Source organism: Faecalicatena contorta (genome assembly GCF_021531895.1).
Lineage (GTDB): Bacteria > Bacillota > Clostridia > Lachnospirales > Lachnospiraceae > JAFBIX01.
The window spans coordinates 18,489-34,957 of record NZ_JAFBIX010000018.1 but is presented as its reverse complement, the minus strand read 5'-3'; the positions used below and the strand labels follow the sequence as shown (position 1 = coordinate 34,957).

22 protein-coding genes are annotated in these 16,469 nt (G+C 39.8%); 3 read left to right on the top strand and 19 right to left on the bottom strand.

Features of this window, described 5'->3' with window-relative positions; genetic code table 11:
• Positions 1–38: 38 nt before the first annotated feature.
• From JQM81_RS08530 to JQM81_RS08440, 19 genes are all read right to left on the bottom strand, one after another.
• The gene (locus JQM81_RS08530; protein ID WP_235233083.1) at positions 39–665 is read right to left on the bottom strand and encodes a TetR/AcrR family transcriptional regulator; all 627 of its coding nucleotides are present in this window, start codon (positions 663–665) and stop codon (positions 39–41) included.
• A 74-nt stretch (positions 666–739) separates the two neighbouring features.
• Positions 740–2,980 carry an ATP-binding cassette domain-containing protein gene (locus JQM81_RS08525; RefSeq protein WP_235233082.1) on the bottom strand — a complete coding sequence of 747 codons (2,241 nt, stop codon included), beginning with the start codon at positions 2,978–2,980 and terminating at the stop codon, positions 740–742.
• A gap of 1 nt (position 2,981) precedes the next feature.
• The gene (locus JQM81_RS08520; protein ID WP_235233081.1) at positions 2,982–3,275 is read right to left on the bottom strand and encodes a GyrI-like domain-containing protein; all 294 of its coding nucleotides are present in this window, start codon (positions 3,273–3,275) and stop codon (positions 2,982–2,984) included.
• A 95-nt stretch (positions 3,276–3,370) separates the two neighbouring features.
• Entirely contained in the window at positions 3,371–4,279 is a 909-nt protein-coding gene (locus JQM81_RS08515; RefSeq protein ID WP_328282607.1) for an ABC transporter permease, read from the bottom strand.
• Positions 4,276–5,190, bottom strand: coding sequence for an ABC transporter ATP-binding protein (locus JQM81_RS08510; protein WP_235233080.1), 915 nt, complete (start codon positions 5,188–5,190; stop codon positions 4,276–4,278). Before JQM81_RS08510 ends, JQM81_RS08515 begins: the two co-directional genes overlap by 4 nt.
• Positions 5,190–5,390 (bottom strand): PspC domain-containing protein, encoded by a 201-nt coding sequence (locus JQM81_RS08505; RefSeq protein WP_235233122.1) that lies wholly within the window; start codon positions 5,388–5,390, stop codon positions 5,190–5,192. The genes JQM81_RS08510 and JQM81_RS08505 overlap by 1 nt, the downstream gene beginning before the upstream one ends.
• A 362-nt stretch (positions 5,391–5,752) precedes the next feature.
• Positions 5,753–6,193 carry a class I SAM-dependent methyltransferase gene (locus JQM81_RS08500; RefSeq protein WP_235233079.1) on the bottom strand — a complete coding sequence of 147 codons (441 nt, stop codon included), beginning with the start codon at positions 6,191–6,193 and terminating at the stop codon, positions 5,753–5,755.
• On the bottom strand, positions 6,190–7,062 hold the full coding sequence (locus JQM81_RS08495; protein ID WP_235233078.1) for an SPL family radical SAM protein: 873 nt from the start codon (positions 7,060–7,062) through the stop codon (positions 6,190–6,192). The genes JQM81_RS08500 and JQM81_RS08495 overlap by 4 nt, the downstream gene beginning before the upstream one ends.
• A complete protein-coding gene (locus JQM81_RS08490) occupies positions 7,055–7,288 on the bottom strand; it encodes a hypothetical protein (protein ID WP_235233077.1) in 234 nt (77 codons plus the stop codon). Before JQM81_RS08490 ends, JQM81_RS08495 begins: the two co-directional genes overlap by 8 nt.
• Entirely contained in the window at positions 7,278–7,823 is a 546-nt protein-coding gene (locus JQM81_RS08485) for a GNAT family N-acetyltransferase (RefSeq protein ID WP_235233076.1), read from the bottom strand. Before JQM81_RS08485 ends, JQM81_RS08490 begins: the two co-directional genes overlap by 11 nt.
• 67 nt (positions 7,824–7,890) lie before the next feature.
• The gene (locus JQM81_RS08480; protein WP_235233075.1) at positions 7,891–8,427 is read right to left on the bottom strand and encodes a flavodoxin domain-containing protein; all 537 of its coding nucleotides are present in this window, start codon (positions 8,425–8,427) and stop codon (positions 7,891–7,893) included.
• A 184-nt stretch (positions 8,428–8,611) separates the two neighbouring features.
• A complete protein-coding gene (locus JQM81_RS08475) occupies positions 8,612–9,550 on the bottom strand; it encodes a DMT family transporter (RefSeq protein WP_328282606.1) in 939 nt (312 codons plus the stop codon).
• Between the two features lie 25 nt (positions 9,551–9,575).
• The gene (locus JQM81_RS08470) at positions 9,576–10,673 is read right to left on the bottom strand and encodes a radical SAM protein (RefSeq protein WP_235233074.1); all 1,098 of its coding nucleotides are present in this window, start codon (positions 10,671–10,673) and stop codon (positions 9,576–9,578) included.
• Positions 10,674–10,692: 19 nt separating this feature from the next.
• Entirely contained in the window at positions 10,693–11,316 is a 624-nt protein-coding gene (locus tag JQM81_RS13675; protein ID WP_328282605.1) for a TetR/AcrR family transcriptional regulator, read from the bottom strand.
• Positions 11,317–11,441: 125 nt separating this feature from the next.
• Positions 11,442–12,455 (bottom strand): permease, encoded by a 1,014-nt coding sequence (locus JQM81_RS08460; protein WP_235233120.1) that lies wholly within the window; start codon positions 12,453–12,455, stop codon positions 11,442–11,444.
• A gap of 51 nt (positions 12,456–12,506) precedes the next feature.
• Positions 12,507–12,719 carry a (2Fe-2S)-binding protein gene (locus JQM81_RS08455; protein WP_235233073.1) on the bottom strand — a complete coding sequence of 71 codons (213 nt, stop codon included), beginning with the start codon at positions 12,717–12,719 and terminating at the stop codon, positions 12,507–12,509.
• A gap of 74 nt (positions 12,720–12,793) precedes the next feature.
• Positions 12,794–13,024 carry a thioredoxin family protein gene (locus JQM81_RS08450; protein WP_235233072.1) on the bottom strand — a complete coding sequence of 77 codons (231 nt, stop codon included), beginning with the start codon at positions 13,022–13,024 and terminating at the stop codon, positions 12,794–12,796.
• Positions 13,025–13,033: 9 nt separating this feature from the next.
• A complete protein-coding gene (locus tag JQM81_RS08445) occupies positions 13,034–13,972 on the bottom strand; it encodes a CobW family GTP-binding protein (protein WP_235233071.1) in 939 nt (312 codons plus the stop codon).
• Between the two features lie 80 nt (positions 13,973–14,052).
• Positions 14,053–14,370 carry an ArsR/SmtB family transcription factor gene (locus JQM81_RS08440; RefSeq protein WP_235233070.1) on the bottom strand — a complete coding sequence of 106 codons (318 nt, stop codon included), beginning with the start codon at positions 14,368–14,370 and terminating at the stop codon, positions 14,053–14,055.
• A gap of 176 nt (positions 14,371–14,546) precedes the next feature.
• Here JQM81_RS08440 and JQM81_RS08435 point away from each other — a divergent pair, with 176 nt between their 5' ends.
• From JQM81_RS08435 to JQM81_RS13890, 3 genes are all read left to right on the top strand, one after another.
• Positions 14,547–14,870, top strand: a complete 324-nt coding sequence (locus JQM81_RS08435; RefSeq protein ID WP_235233069.1) for an ArsR/SmtB family transcription factor — start codon at positions 14,547–14,549, stop codon at positions 14,868–14,870.
• A 93-nt stretch (positions 14,871–14,963) separates the two neighbouring features.
• Entirely contained in the window at positions 14,964–16,016 is a 1,053-nt protein-coding gene (gene arsB, locus JQM81_RS08430; protein WP_235233068.1) for an ACR3 family arsenite efflux transporter, read from the top strand.
• 24 nt (positions 16,017–16,040) lie between these two features.
• The gene (locus tag JQM81_RS13890; RefSeq protein WP_420370575.1) at positions 16,041–16,463 is read left to right on the top strand and encodes a type II CAAX prenyl endopeptidase Rce1 family protein; all 423 of its coding nucleotides are present in this window, start codon (positions 16,041–16,043) and stop codon (positions 16,461–16,463) included.
• Positions 16,464–16,469: the final 6 nt, after the last annotated feature.

Below are 16,469 nucleotides of genomic sequence, written 5' to 3'. Positions count from 1 at the left end.
GATTTAAAAAAGAAGGAGAACTCACATAATATGCTCTCCTAAAAAACTTTCCTTATGGTATCTTGAAGGCTTCCTTCTTCCATTCCCATCAGGCGTTCCATATTATATATAAAACCATCAATCTTCTGCTCTCTTTTCTCCTGACTTAAGCCTTCCATGTTAAGCTCATCAAATGCGGTATTGGCGTAAATCAGGGTCATCTCTACGACCTCTCCGGGATAATCTGTATGACAGATTCCCTGACGCACACCCTCTTCAACCAGTTCAGTAAACAAAGGGGTAATCCCGTCCAGAAGCTGCTGCTGCATCTTCTGATGCATAAGTGCATTCTGCGGACGATGCACCTGTTCCATTACTTCATGACCAATCTCCGATTCCACATTCAATGCCAATATCGCCTTCGTCAGCCGTTCCAAAACAGGCAGCTCTGTGTCTCGGATCACCTTTCCCGCATCTGACATCAGACGATTGGATATCCGCTCAATGACACCGTCCAGGATCTCTTCTTTTGATTTAAAATGATAATAAAGCGTACCTCTGGCAATGCCCACTGCCTCCAGAATATCATTCGTACTGGTATGGTCAAATCCTTTGGTACCAAACAGCTTTTCAGCTGCGTCCAGAATCTCTTCTTTTCTTTCCTCTGCTTCCTTCACTATCCGCATATGACTTCTTCTCTCCTACAGCCTAAGAACCGACTATCTGTCGGTTCTTAGTATACACAGGAAAACTGGATTTGTCAATCTCGTATATATCTCGCAGTAATCGTCTGTCCCTCTTCCATCATCCGAGCAGGTGTCCCTGTAAAAACGACTTCACCTCCCAGTGTTCCTCCATCCGGCCCGATATCAATGATATAGTCTGCCATCTTCATGACATCCGTATTGTGCTCAATGACAATCACGGTATTGCCACGCCGGATCATGCAATCAAATAATGCCATAAGTTTCTGAATATCTGAGGCATGAAGTCCAGTCGTCGGTTCATCCAGCACATAGACATTTCCCTTACCGCGCAGTTCCTTTGCCAGTTTCACTCTCTGGCGTTCTCCTCCGCTTAACGTTGACAATGGCTGCCCAAGCGACAGATAAGGAAGCCCTACTTCTAAAAGTGCTTCCAGCTGTTTACGGATCTTCACATGATCTGCAAAAAATTCTGCTGCATCCTCCACACTCATATCCAGCACTTCTACGATATTTTTCTCTTTATACCTGCAATTCAGCGCCTCATCACTATAGCGCTTTCCCCCACAGCTTTCGCAGACTGTCGTTACCGGATCCATGAATACAAGCTCTGTAGTGATTGTTCCTCTTCCTTTGCATGCAGGACACGCTCCTTTACTGTTGAATGAGAACAGCCCCACATCCTTCTGGCAGGCTTTTGCAAATACTCTGCGGATCTCATCAAAAAAACCAAGATAAGTACAGGCGGTAGACCTGCCGGTCGCAGTAATTGCACTTTGATCAACTAATACCACCTGTTCTTTATATCGCTTTGCAAAAACATCCCGGATCAGTGAGGATTTGCCAGAACCCGCGACCCCGGTCACGACCGTGAGTACTCCAAGCGGAATATCCACATCCACATGCTTCAGATTGTGAACAGACGCGTCACGTATTGGCAGCCATCCGGTTGGTTCCTTTGGATTGATCTTCACAGGAATCTTCTCTTTCATAGCATCTCCTGTTAATATTCCAGATAAAAGCAATGCTTCATAGCTTCCCTGGAATAAGATCTGTCCTCCTGCTTTTCCTGCAAGAGGCCCGACATCAATCACCTCATCTGCAATACGGATGATATCCTTATCATGTTCTACCACAAGAACTGTATTTTCCTTATCTCTGAGGCTCTTAAGCAGCCGGATCATACGATGCACATCCCGCGGATGCATCCCCGTACTTGGCTCGTCAAAGATATAGATCATGCCGGTCAGTGAGCTTCCCATATAACGAACCAGTTTTAACCGCTGCGCCTCCCCACCGGATAAGGTAGAAGATTCCCGGTTCATACTAAGATATGGCAACCCTATGTCGATCATACGCCCCAGGGCATCTGTAAGTGATCTTACAATGGATTCTGCTCTTGGATCTGTAATCTTCTTTAATTCCTCATAAAGCTGTGAAAACTCCATCTCACACATATCAGCAATATTATATCCGTTAATACGACAGGACAATGCCTCTGGATTCAATCTGGCTCCTTTACAGTCTGGACATACGATCTCATCCATGAATTGATTAATCTTTCTCAGGGTATAGTCATTCTGTTCTTCAGGTCCCTTCATCAGACACAATCGTTTAAATTGATTGTAGACACCTTCCAGCTTTTTATCGATTCGTTCTCCATCTTTTGTACGGCTGCCGTATAATAGAATATTCTGCTCTTCCTCGGTAAGTTCTTTCCATTTCTTATTAACATCAAAAAAATCTGGTCTGCGATACAACTTCCAGTAATATTTTCCCGGTCCGAAAGCCGGCAGATGAAAGATGCCTTCATCATAGGTCTTTTCTTCATTGATCAGCTTATGGATATCCAGTTCCATGATCTTTCCGATACCGGCACAGGTCTTGCACATTCCGTTCGGATTATTAAAAGAAAAGTACGATGCCGGGCCGATATTGGGCATTCCGATTCGGGAAAATAAAAGCCGCAGTGACGCATACATGTCACTGATCGTTCCCACTGTAGACCGGGCGTTTCCGCCCAGCCTGCTCTGGTCGATCACAACAGAAGGATTCAGGTTATCAATATATTCTACATTCGGTTTCTCATATTTGGGAAGTCTGCCTCTGATCCATGCTGTATATGTCTCATTCATCTGCCGCTGGCTCTCTGCGGCAATCGTGTCGAACACGATGCTGGATTTGCCGGAACCAGACACACCGGTGAATACTACAATCTTTTTCTTCGGAATCTCCAGTGATATATTTTTCAGATTGTTCTGTCTCAACCCTTTTATTAAAATATGATCTGTTTTCATTTTACTCTCCTGTCTTTTTTACCGGAATCTGTATTTCTGAGAGCCAGTCATTTTCTGTATCCTTATTCCAGACACCATCAATATATTTTTCACGGATATTTCCACAGATTTCGTATCCATTTTCTTCAATATACTGTAGAATCACTGCATAAGTATGCGGAAATTCATTATAAGAGCCTTTATGATAGATACAGGCCGCCTGTTTTAATGCCGTGATCCGCTGCAGGACAGCCATCTGATCCAGATGACTATTTACTTCCTTTTCTTCACAGATATGTTCTTTCTGCATTCTCATAATAAATAATTCCTCCTTCGACTTGTTCTGGAATTATTGTACAGTCTCCCCATATGGGGAGAGTCAAGGCCCTTCTTTATCTTTTATGAATCATATTATCCCTTTCTTTTTCCTGCAAGCAGTACATTCATTGCCACATAGATCACTATGGCAATCACAATGGCACTGATCAGGATCACATACATATTGCTTAACGCTACTTTATCACCAAAAAAGTATAGATTACAATCTACGCTGTCACGGATAGCTTCCACTATTTCATCCGGAAATCCCTGATTTCCCATTTCTTCAAACACTCCTCGCAAAGCATGGTTACGCAACAGGCTGGTTCCGTATGTACCCGGCAGAAAAGAAATCACTTTCTGCAGCCCTTCCGAAAATTGAGAGATTGGCATATAGGCACCACAGACAAATCCATATCCTGCACTAACGATTGTTCCTACTGCAGAAGCCTGCCCCTGGGTAGACAGTGGGAAATTCACACAGGAAGACAGTGCTGTACCAAATAGTACCAGTAAAACCACATCCAAAAACAGCTTCGCAATATCACCAGCAGTCAGATACCATCCCACATATGACAGATACCCCAGACATACACCTGTAGCAATAAAACAGATCAGCATCGTGGAAATCAAAGTAGACAGATAATAACTCAGAGCCAGCGTGCTGGGTCTTACAGGTGCGATCGTTATATCTCTTCTGGCACCGGTGATCTTATCCTGCACCATAAGAAGGTTAGAACAAAATGCTACTGTCACACAGCTCACAGCCAGCAGGGATGAGACCAGTTCTCCACCGACACAGCCGCCGATCAGTTTATCGGACACAGTAGCTCCTGCCGCTTCTATGGCACTGCGGAATGTGTCCTCATAGACATTGCTCAAGAATGTGCCATACAGCACCAAAAGAATCAAAGGCGTGATCAGAGAAGTAAAAAACATCCCTTTATCTTTAAAATATAATTTAATATTACGCTTTACAAGTGCGCCAATTCCGGTCATCATTTCTCTCCACCCCCGATCAGCTTCTTGCCCGTCACGGCAAGAAATACATCATCCATCTTCCCTTTTGTAATCTCATAATCCTTGAAAAGTTCCGGATACTGTAAAATCAGCTTTGTTGCTTCGGCTGTATTCGGTACAGATATCCGATAAGCATCACGGATAGCCTCATAAGGAGCTCCTATCTCTTTGATCTGCGATTCTTGTATACCATATATCGTGATAAAATCCCCAGTATATGTATTTTTCAATGTCAGTGGCGTTCCCTCAGCAACAATCTTCCCGCTGTCCAGAATCACTACATAATCTGCATCTGCAGCCTCTTCCATATAATGAGTCGTAAGAAACACTGTCATTCCCTCATTCTTTCGAAGATCTCCAACAACTTTCCATAAAATATTTCTCGTCTGGGGATCAAGACCTGTCGTAGGCTCATCCAGGATTAATATCTTCGGTCTGTGAATCAATGCCCGAGCTATATCGACTCTTCGCCTTTGACCGCCAGAGAGCTTACCTACCGTACGCTTCAGCAGATTCTCAAATTCCAGAAGCTTTGCAAGCTCTGCCAGACGTTCTTTAAAATCCTTTCCGGTAATTCCGTACAAAGCCGCTCGGCTCTGCAGATTATCCCATACAGAGAGATCTTTATCCAGAACAGAATTTTGGAATACCACACCCAGACTGCGTTTAATACTGTCCGGATCAGTGTCCAGATCAGTGCCGCCAATATATACACTACCTGTATCCTTGGAAAGCTGCCCACACATGATATTAATTGTAGTGGATTTACCCGCTCCATTAACGCCAAGAAATGCAAATAATTCTCCATCTCTGACTTGAAAGCTTAGATCCTGTACCGCTTTTACTTCCACAAAGGTCTTGTTTAGATGACTGATTTCGATAATATTTTTCATTATATCTCTCCTTCCGGGCGGCGTGGAATAATAATAGCTGCAATAATATAAGCAAGGAAACCGCTTCCACCCATAGCGCAGAATAACACCCATCCAAGTCGAATCAGAGTGGGATCAATACCGAAATACTCTGCAATTCCTGCACATACACCGTCTATTATCTTATTTTGATTTGATTTATATAGTCTATCGTTCATCATTTTCATATCATTGCTCCTTCCTGGACATGCTTCTCATGTCTATACCAATATTATAAGAAATATTTTGATTATCCGATAGACATATTTTTCAGGTGAATGTGTCAGTTTTATAGGGAGAGGAATTTAGATTAGTTAGTTGGTAATTGGGAGGTGTACGGCGAGAGGATGGATGGGATGGTTGCCATTGCGGAGTCCTTCGCTAAGAATCCATAACCGAAAAAGAAGCAGATATTTTGTGACCAGGCTGATTCACCCCGAAATCTTGATGATTTCGAGGCTCAGCAGTCTTCTCAGATTTGGCTTGAGGCCAAATCTTCGCACAAAATATCTGCTTCTTTTCCTATGGTTCTGCAAACCGGGATTTACTTTATCGCCACAATTACTGAAAACTTATGGTATGAGTATACGCATCTTACTTCCGAATAATTGCTTCTTCGCAACATCTCTACCTCTTTCTCAACAGAACACTCTCTGTCTAATTTCCTGCGATCTTTCCACAATTCAATATCCCTGTCGGTTAATTCACTTTCCGTCAATTGTTTTTCCCAATACAGATCAAACCAGCGATTCATTTTTTCAGATCCGGCGCAGAACTGGTCGTAATTTACAAATACCCCGCCTTTCGGTAACTTGTCAAAAATCCTCTGAAACAATTTTTCTTTTTGATTGTCTTCAAGGTGGTGGACCGATAATGCTGAAATAACAGCATCAAATTCTCCCTCCGGCAATTTCTCGGTATAATCACAGATTACATGCCGTATGCTACTAATACCGGGAAATTCATCGCATTTCTTTCTTATCAATCAAACAATGTTAACTGTCTACCTACTTCTTTATCTTCAAATTGATGCATATATTCAAATATTTTTTCTGTTCTCCATTCTATTCCTGCATCACTGCATTCCTGACGCACCAGCTTCATCAACTCTTTTCCTCTTGGCACAGGCAATTCATATGCATTACCATATGTTTTTATATATCGTTCTTTCATTCCTGAGAAATGCTGATCCAGCTTCTGATAGAAGTACTGCCGGTTCCCATCTCTCAATGTTAAACCAATTCCAAAAGTCATGATCCCATATACTTCCGCTTTCCTGCATGCACTAAGAATGCTTCGGATATTCTCCTCTGTATCATTAATGAACGGCAGAATCGGTGTCATCCATACAATTGTCGGAATGCCTTCCTCACGTAGAATATTCAACACTTCAATTCTTCGCGATGTCGTACAGACATGGGGCTCTAATATCTGGCAGAGCCTTTCATCAAAAGTCGTCAATGTCATCTGCACCACGCATTTTGTTTTCTGATTAATTCTCTTCATAATATCCAGATCTCGCAGGAGCATGTCTGATTTAGTCTGGATTGCAAGCCCGTATCCATATTCATCAATTATCTCCAGACACCGTCTTGTCAGGCAAAGCTCTTTCTCCAGATGAAGATATGGATCACTCATGGCTCCTGTCCCTATCATACACTTTTTCCTTTTTCTGCGAAGGGCCTGTTCTAAAAGTTCCGGTGCATTCACCTTTACAGCAATGTCTTCAAACGCATGATCCATCTGATAACAGGTACTTCTGGCATCGCAATAGATGCAGCCATGAGTACACCCTCTGTATATGTTCATCCCATTCTGGGCAGAAAGGATTCCTTTTGCCTTCACTTCATGCATATTTTTCTCCTTTTCTCTCACATGGACGTGGTCTGTTACGTTTTGCATGGTGGGCTCTGCATTCATTGCATCTTCCGTGACGGATGCACTTTGTTTTGGGGCATGGACAGTTTGCATTTATTTCCATTCTGTATTCCATCGGTATATACTGAATGTCTCCATCGTTCTGCATCTTTCCTGTAATCACAAAACCTAGTTTCCTATGACTTAATCTCTTAATTTTCATCAGCTGACCACTGCTCCTTTGTGATATATGTGAAATGTTCTGTCCGAATATCCCCCATCAATTCACAGTGTTTATTCTCTTCTGTATGATGGTAGATAAATCCGCACTTTTCCTGACAACGTCTTGACCTCTCATTGCCTTCATAATAACCACACCACATTGCCTTACATCCCAGGTCTTCAAAAGCATGCCGCTGTAATCTTTTTACTGCTTCAGGAATGTAACCATTTCCCCAGAAAGGAACTCCAATCCAATATCCTACTTCGATCTCATCTTCTGCGGCAACTGTATGGGACTGCATTGGTGGTATAAGACCAATGCTGCCAATTGCTTTATTATCTTCCTTCAGGCACACAGCATATGTCTCTGGCGCCGATAAGACAGTTCTTATTATATCAAGGCTGTTTTCAACACTGGTATGGACCGGCCATCCTGCAATTGGACCAACTCTGGGATCTTTTGCATACTCATACAAACTCTCGGCATCTGTATCCTTCCAGGGACGTAAGATTAATCTTTCTGTTATTAATTCCACACTTCCACTTCCTTCCCCTATGATTCAGCCTCTCCAGATCAATGACAGGACAATTTCCTGTACCCCTTTACCTGGATAAACTTTGTTCTATGACATCCAGCTTCTTAAAATCCACAAAATCCACTTGCTTTCCATAAGTCTCAATCATCGCTCTGACTTCTGCATTCTTTTTATCCTCCGGGAGATTCTTAGCCTTTGTGTAAAGCAGCTTCATCATTGTCTTATGCGGGAAACTCAACTTACTATAATCAATTCCGCCTCTTAAGTGATATATTTCCGCCTTCTCATACACTTCAGCAGAAAGCTGGTTTTGTAAGGCATTGCGTATATTATTAATATTCTCTGCATCTTCTACATCCGCAAGACCGACTGTAACAATAACGAATCTTTTATACGCTGTCTTGCAAATTGCCGGCAGTGTCTCCTTTAATCCTTTTACTCCACCTGCATATAACCCGCCAAGGTAAACGATGACCTCACAATCTTTTGGTATATCAGCCTTATCATAAGAAGTCGCCGGAATATCCGTCTTTTTAGACAATTCCTCTGCATACCTTCTGGCTGTTCCATAGTTTGATCCATATATAATGATAGCTTTTGACATCTCATCCACTCCTACTTTCATTTTTCTCTTAATCTCAATCTATAAGCTAATCGTCCTCTTAACAATATTGTAACAGATATGCGCTTCCAGAGATATCACACCAATACAGATGTTTGTGTCAATTTTATAGATATTTTGTTGATATTATCTGGTCTGTTGCTCAAAATGTGCGCCGATGAAATAATCATTTACTTCGATTCACAATCAGAATTCCACTGCAGACAAGAATCAAAGCTAACAGTCCTTTCAAAGTAAATGCCTGATTTTTTTCACCTAACAATATAGCCGAAAGAATCACTCCGAACATGGGATTGCTGAATCCAAATACTGCCACTTTACCGACCGGATTATATTTCAGCAGAAGGCTCCATAAGGAATATGCAACTGAGGATATAAGACCTAAATATCCTATTAATAAAGTCGAAGCCGGTGTGAAACCTGTTACGCTTCCGCCATTCAGCAATCCAATCAAAGTCAAAACAATCCCTCCAAGAAGGAATTGATAACCGCAGAGCGTGAAAGTCTCTTCTTTTTCCGAATACTGCTTTATTAACACGGAAGAAAGTGCCGCTGCGAATGCCGATACGAACATCGCCCCTTCTCCGGTTAAAGACACCTGAAGATCTAATCCTCCACCTTCCAGATTAATAAAAATAACACCTATGAATCCAAGCAGGCATCCGACGAACTTATGAATTGACAATTTCTCAGAAAAAACAAGCGCTGACAGAAAAATCGCAATAAAGACATTGGATGCAGTTATAATAGAAGCTTTTACTCCCGATGTATGTGCCAGTCCCATATAAAAAAACACATATTGCAAAACCGTCTGAACAGACCCAAGTTTTATTACCATCGGCCACGAAGATTTCCTTGGATAAAGGAATTCTCTCTTTATGAAACTTCCTATCAAGATGACCATAATTCCTGCCAGTGTAAATCGATAACCGGCAAATAACAGTTGGGACATTGCATCTGCATCCGATATTTGAAAAAGGCGATATCCAATCTTAATACTCGGGAATGCACTTCCCCAAAGGAAACAACAAATCAGTGCAAATATGCAGACCAAATAGGGCTTTGTAAATATTTGTGACGTATCATTCCATTTTTTCATTTTCATTAACTCTCTCTTTGATATATTTTGATTATAAATCACGATCGAAGTATCTTTCCACCTTCTCTCGATTCTCATACAAAACGCAACCACCAACATGATCATCCAACAATGTTCCATTGCTTTGTAATTCCCTGAATAGACCAGAGTGCAATGCATCTTTTAAAGATGTGTCTCTTACATTCACATCCGAATATGGAGAAAATGGACATGGTTCTGCTCCTCCATGAGAATTGATATGGAAAAATCCTCTTCCTGCCGCAATACAGCCGCCGGATGATTTTTCATCTCCAGGGAAAGACAAAAAAATCATATCCTGATACTTTTCTCTGATTTCTACAAGACGCTGATTCATATACTCCCGTTCTGCATCTCCCGGCGCTAACTCCTTAAGCTCCGGTGTCATCGGCACAAATTCTACAAAAAATAAAGCTTTACAATCTCGTTCTTCCAGTTTTTTTATAAATGCATCAGACGTTACCTCTTCCAGATTATCTTTTGTAACCGTTACAGAAGAACCAAACAGCAGTTTCTCTTTCTGCATTTCTTCCATGGCAGTAAGAACCTTCTCATATACACCTTCCCCTCTTCTGGCATCCGTCTGTTTTTCTCTACCTTCAATGCTGAATATTGGAACCAGATTCCTGCATTTTTTTAACATTCTGAAGTATGTATCATTCATAAGTGTTCCGTTTGTAAAAATCGGAAACAAAATGTTCTGTCTGTCTCCTGCCTTCTCTATAACATCCCGTCGAATCATCGGTTCTCCACCTGCCAGAAGGATAAAGCTGATTCCCATCTCTTCTGCCTGTTCAAAAATATGATCCCATTCCTGCGCAGAAAGCTGCTCTTCCGGCTCTACATCTGCACACGAATGAACCGCCCGGGCATAGCAGCCTGCACAATGCAGATTACAACTGCTTGTAATACTGGCAATCAGAAAAGCAGGAATATGTTCTCCTTCCTTTTCAGACATCGCACGTTTTCTGGATGCTGCTTTCGCCGCCACTGCAAACCTGGTCATAAAAATACTCTGTGCCGGATTAGTCAAAGTAACTTTTACTGCATTTTTCATGATATTTTCAACACCAGCTGTCATATATTCCTGTAGATCCATCTTTCCTTCCATCTTTATGTTCCTCCACTTCCTAATCCTTCTTCCGATAGATTCGGAAAAATTCTTCTATCTGTTTATCAAGTATTTCAAGAGCTTCTTCCTTGTGTTCCGGTTGATTATTGTACATGGACAATAGTAAATAAATTGGAGAATAGAAATTGAGCGCCGCTGCTTTTGTATCTCCCCGATAGAATACGCCCTGTTCCATCATCTCCTCAAACAACCTTTCCTGATAGGAAATCGCATTTTCCATAAATATCTTCCTGAATATCGTATAGATCTTGGGATTTGTATACTGCTCCATATGGGCAATCCTCCAGAACTTGGAAATATATGGATCTGTAAGATAAAAGACAAATACCTCCCTCGAAAGGTTCTTGAGTCCTTCAAGATCCAATTTTTCATAAAACACAGAAGCGGATGTATATCCGTTATCGTACTGAGGCATTCCCAATGTCTCCGAAAGACCTGATATATGTTCCAAAATCAGCTCCACAATAGAATCAAAGATCTCCTGCTTACTCTTAAAATGGTTATATAACGAAGCATCTTTAATCCCGACTGCATCGGCAATATTCTTTACACTTGTTCCTTTATAACCCTTTTCTGCAAAGAGGGTTAAGGCTTCTTCCGTAATCCTTTCCTTAGTTGTCAAGTATTCTACATAAGTTTTTAGTATATCATCTTAGAAGAAATTTTTCCACCTCACTAATATCCAAGTTTGTGAAACAGTTTTTCTACATCTGATACTTCATATTTTTTCATATCTTAATCCCCGTATTATATCAATAGATATTGAAATATATTGAACAAATATCCAACCACAATAATGCCACCTGTACAAATTCCAACAAACAAGCCTAATAATCTTGGTTTTACCGCCTTTTTAAGCATAATGATGGAAGGAAGGCTAAGTGTCGTAACCGCCATCATAAAACTAAGAATTGTTCCAAGCTGAGCTCCTTTTGCCAGTAATGCTTCTGCAACCGGGATTGTTCCAAATATATCTGCATACATTGGAACACCAACTAACACAGCCAGAATGACTCCAAATGGATTATTACTTCCAAGAACAGTCTGAATGATATGTTCCGGTATCCAGTTATGGATCACGGCACCGACTCCCACACCTACAAGAATATATGGAAATACTTTCCGAAATGTGTCGGTCATCTGCTCTTTTGCATAAGTCAATCGGTCCTTAACTGTTAAATCCGGTGCTTCAATGTCTACTGCACTTGCAGTACGGATAAATTCTTCCACATATTTTTCCATGCGCATTTTTTCAATTAATGTACCACCAATAACAGCAATAATCAGTCCTACAATCACATAAACAACAGCAACCTTTGCCCCAAAAATGCTCATAAGAAGTACTAAACTTCCCAGATCGACCATTGGTGAAGAGATCAAAAAGGAAAAAGTAACTCCTAAAGGAAGTCCTGCACTTGTAAAACCAATAAATAACGGAATCGAAGAACAAGAACAAAATGGTGTTACTGTTCCGAGAAGCGCAGCAATCATATTCGCCCCTATTCCATGAAAGCGCCCCAGAATTCTCTTACTTCGTTCCGGCGGAAAATAACTTTGAATGTAAGAAATTACAAAAATCAAAAAGCACAATAACACAGTAATCTTAATTACATCATAGATGAAAAACTGTACACTGCCACCTGCCTTTGTTGAAACATCTACTCCTATCGCAAATAAACTGTTACGAATCACCACATTTAGCCATTTCATTCCCAATACCTGATCTTGAATAAATAGCCCTATCGTTTTTATAGCTTCCATTATTTCCTCTGCCATTTATTTCATCTCACATTCCTCAATTTTATAATCAGCCTATTTTTTACTCAATAAATATTCTCTCATTACAAGTGCAATGTCTTGTGCACAACATTTACCGCTAGGATTCAACTCAGAACATTTACAACTGCAACACGCACCTGTCATTCTTTTGATATCAGCAAGTGTTTTTGCTCCTTGATCCATAGCTGCAATTATCTCTCCCTTAGTCACATTATCGCAATAGCATATAAGTTCGTTATTTTCCATAATCTACTCCATTTCTTATCCTATATAGTATCACTTGAACCATAAGTATTAGTAAATTCAGATTGTAAAAATCCTTATTTCATTATCTTTGCCAATTCATCAGGCTTAGCAACTCTGCCTGATACTACTAATTTCCCATCAATCATCACTGACGGTGATGTCATAACCCCCAGTTTTACAATTTCCATTAAGTCTTCTATTTTTTCAACCTCAGCAACACATCCGGTTATCTTTAAAGCCTCTTGTACATTTGCATAGAGCCTATCACATTTTTCACATCCTGTACCAATTACTTTGATATTCATTGTTTCCTCCTAATTTCGCAACTTCATTTCTAAACCAACCTTATCTTCCCACGCCGCAAATATTTTCTTAATAATCGCCGGACCAATTTTAGATATGAATACCAACTGTGATTTTTCACAACTGTCACATTCTTTGAAATCAATCTTACTGCCCACAACATCTACCTGACTCCAGCCTTGTCCTTCGATTTTGAAAAATCCTTTGATGCGATAAACATCTGGAATCATTTCATTCAAAAACGAAACAAGCACATCCTTTTTGATTTCACCTTCAAAGTCCATAAACAGTGTTTTCGGCTTTGTCTCTTCTGAATTCGTGGTTTCTTCTCCTTCTGCCCATTGATAAAGAAGTAAGTCTTCCCTTAAAAATCCATAATCCAGTTCCCCCATATTGCTGATTTCAATTTTGCAAACCGGATTAATTTCTCTGATTTTCTTCCTGAGTTCCTGAATTCTGTCATTATCAACAAGATCTGATTTTGTAATAACAGACAGATGACAATGCTTTAACTGACGATACACTGTCTCCAGATCATCCAATTGCTCCATAAAATTCACAGCATCAATCAAACAGATAACTCCTTTAAAATCATATTCTTTCCCCGAAACTGCCTGTGCTGCCTGAAGTATCTCCTCCACATTAGATGGATCTCCGAGACCGGAACTTTCCACAAATAAATATTCAAAATCCTGTTGTGCCATTTCACTCAGTGCATTTACGAAGTTAAGTTTCAGGCAAGAACAGAAAATCGAACCTCTGTTAATCTCCACCATCTGAATATCATCATTACGCAGAATAGTTCCATCTATTCCCAATTTTCCAAATTCATTCTGAATAATTCCTACCCTGTGTCCTTTTAATTGTTCTAGAATTTTCAAAAGAACCGTTGTTTTTCCTGCACCCAGAAAACCTGTCACTACATATAATTGTGTGTTTGCAGATTCCATTCTTTTTCCTCCTTACATTCATACATTCAAATCTTTCTATTTATTTTATATTTTTTTACCGGCATAAAGCCGGTTATTATCTATTTATTACAATCACAATCTACAATTTTCTGAAATTCATCTGGCACCATTAACTTGCCTATCACTTTATAAATTTCATTCATTTTTTCCAAATTCAAAGAGTAATGCATCCACTTTCCTTCTTTTCGTGAGATAACAACTCCTACATCACAAAGCAGTTTCATATCATGAGATAAAGTCGGCTGTGTAATCTGAAATTCTTCTTGTATTTTACACGCACATAATTCTCCATTAGACAACATATCAATGATCTTAAGTCTCTTTGGATCAGAAAAAACTTTAAAAATTTTCGAATACTGTATATAATCTATATCCATAATCTTTTCCCTTTTTTAATACATCGAACATCTTCTATGTATGATCATAATATTACTTACAAAGATATTTGTCAATACAAATATAGAATTTTTTCAATTTGATATTGACCTGTTCTAAATAAGGGCATATAATAACAAATAGAAATATTTCTATGATTAAGTAAGGGGTAAGCAATTTGGAACAAAGATATAAAGAATTAGGTAAGATTTTAAAAGCCATTTCAGATCCTAAACGTCTAAAAATTGTTGACATGTTATCATGTGGAGAATTGTGTGCATGCAAAATTCTGGAAGAATTCCATATCACTCAGCCTACGTTGTCTCATGATATGAGAGTATTGATTGAGGCAAATATTATAACGGATCGAAGAGATGGAAAAAATACTTACTACTCCCTGAACAAAGAACAATTGGATTCATTTTACCAGACTCTCGGACACATTTTTTCAGACAAGGCTGACTGTATATGCCATAAAATCAGTCATTGTGATTGCGATTGAAGCCGATGCTTTTTTTAAGAAACAATCAGCATCGGTTTTCATATGATCATCAAATAGAATAATTTCTATAATTCAATTTGAGGAGGAATGAATATGATAAAAGAAGAAAAAAATACAGATATTAATTTTTTCCAGCGATTCCTGACAGTGTGGGGATTCCTATGCATGATTGTTGGTGTCCTGCTAGGACATTTTGCTCCTGCACTTCCGACACTTTTGAACAAATTTGAATATGCCCGGATTTCTATCCCAATGGCTATACTTATCTGGGTTATGATCTATCCAATGATGCTGAAAGTAGATTTTCAGAGCATACAAAATGTCGGCAAAAATCCAAAAGGTCTATTTGTCACATGGATTGTCAACTGGCTTGTTAAGCCATTTACCATGTATGGATTTGCATCCTTGTTCTTTTTTATAATTTTTAAAGGATTTATCACACCAGAACTGGCAACCGAGTATCTGGCAGGAGCAGTTTTGCTCGGAGCGGCACCTTGTACTGCTATGGTCTTTGTATGGAGTACACTGACACATGGAAATCCGGCTTACACAGTCGTTCAAGTGGCAACAAATGATCTGATTATTTTGATTGCTTTTGTTCCTATTGTAAAGTTCTTGTTAGGTGTATCGAACGTAACAGTTCCTTTTGATACGTTAATCCTCAGTGTTGTGTTATTTGTAGTTATTCCACTAGCTGGAGGTATCCTCACCCGGATATTGATAACAAAAAACAAAGGTAAAGACTATTTTGAAAATATATTTATCCACAAATTTGATTCAGCAACAACCATTGGATTATTACTCACACTCATATTGATTTTTATGGGTCAGAGCGAAGTGATACTTGAAAATCCATTTCATATCGTGCTGATTGCAATACCACTGATTTTACAGACATTTTTCATTTTCTTTATTGCCTATGGAGCCTGCAAGTTACTGAAACTACCACATAACATAGCATCTCCAGCCGGAATGATTGGAGCATCCAATTTCTTTGAATTGGCGGTTGCAGTCGCTGTTGCATTGTTTGGTACAACCAGCCCTGCCGCACTCGCCACAACAGTCGGCGTATTGACAGAAGTTCCTGTAATGTTAACTCTGGTAAAAATTGCAAACAATACTACGCACTGGTTTCCCCAAAAGTAATCTTATGTTTATGGTTTCGCATGAATCACCGGTATTGGAACGCTTCGCAAGTATTCCATCAGGCAGATTGTACCTTTTAAGACGGCATCTGTAATCATCGGCAGTGTCTGGTTTTTATATCATGCCCCTGTGATTCTTTTTTCGAACTATAACAAGGGAAACATCCCCTATTCTTTGCTATGCTTCTTTCTCATGGTAATGGGATTTACGATTACAGCAAATTATCTATGTATAAAAGCACCGAGTTTTTGGCCCGCAGTATTGATTCATGCCAGTCATAATGTATTTGTGCAGTCTGTGCAGTCAATTTTTGATTCTATAACAGTAACCGGAAAATATACAAATTTTTTTACCTCCGAGTTTGGAATAGGGCTTGCAGTCGCATATATAGGAGCAGCAATCGCAGGACTCCTCATCCTCCATATGAAGGAATATTATCATAAATAATAATCA

Bases quoted from the DNA above. Each gene is read 5' to 3' on its own strand.
- JQM81_RS08480 (WP_235233075.1), bottom strand. From the start codon at position 8,427: ATGTCAAAAGCTATCATTATATATGGATCAAACTATGGAACAGCCAGA.
- JQM81_RS08455 (WP_235233073.1), bottom strand. From the start codon at position 12,719: ATGGAAAATAACGAACTTATATGCTATTGCGATAATGTGACTAAGGGA.
- JQM81_RS08445 (WP_235233071.1), bottom strand. From the start codon at position 13,972: ATGGAATCTGCAAACACACAATTATATGTAGTGACAGGTTTTCTGGGT.
- JQM81_RS08460 (WP_235233120.1), bottom strand. From the start codon at position 12,455: ATGGAAGCTATAAAAACGATAGGGCTATTTATTCAAGATCAGGTATTG.
- JQM81_RS08530 (WP_235233083.1), bottom strand. From the start codon at position 665: ATGCGGATAGTGAAGGAAGCAGAGGAAAGAAAAGAAGAGATTCTGGAC.
- JQM81_RS08505 (WP_235233122.1), bottom strand. From the start codon at position 5,390: ATGATGAACGATAGACTATATAAATCAAATCAAAATAAGATAATAGAC.
- JQM81_RS08515 (WP_328282607.1), bottom strand. From the start codon at position 4,279: ATGATGACCGGAATTGGCGCACTTGTAAAGCGTAATATTAAATTATAT.
- JQM81_RS08450 (WP_235233072.1), bottom strand. From the start codon at position 13,024: ATGAATATCAAAGTAATTGGTACAGGATGTGAAAAATGTGATAGGCTC.
- JQM81_RS08495 (WP_235233078.1), bottom strand. From the start codon at position 7,062: ATGCATGAAGTGAAGGCAAAAGGAATCCTTTCTGCCCAGAATGGGATG.
- JQM81_RS08490 (WP_235233077.1), bottom strand. From the start codon at position 7,288: ATGAAAATTAAGAGATTAAGTCATAGGAAACTAGGTTTTGTGATTACA.
- JQM81_RS08520 (WP_235233081.1), bottom strand. From the start codon at position 3,275: ATGAGAATGCAGAAAGAACATATCTGTGAAGAAAAGGAAGTAAATAGT.
- arsB (WP_235233068.1), top strand. From the start codon at position 14,964: ATGATAAAAGAAGAAAAAAATACAGATATTAATTTTTTCCAGCGATTC.
- JQM81_RS08525 (WP_235233082.1), bottom strand. From the start codon at position 2,980: ATGAAAACAGATCATATTTTAATAAAAGGGTTGAGACAGAACAATCTG.
- JQM81_RS08440 (WP_235233070.1), bottom strand. From the start codon at position 14,370: ATGGATATAGATTATATACAGTATTCGAAAATTTTTAAAGTTTTTTCT.
- JQM81_RS08510 (WP_235233080.1), bottom strand. From the start codon at position 5,190: ATGAAAAATATTATCGAAATCAGTCATCTAAACAAGACCTTTGTGGAA.
- JQM81_RS08475 (WP_328282606.1), bottom strand. From the start codon at position 9,550: ATGAAAATGAAAAAATGGAATGATACGTCACAAATATTTACAAAGCCC.
- JQM81_RS08470 (WP_235233074.1), bottom strand. From the start codon at position 10,673: ATGGAAGGAAAGATGGATCTACAGGAATATATGACAGCTGGTGTTGAA.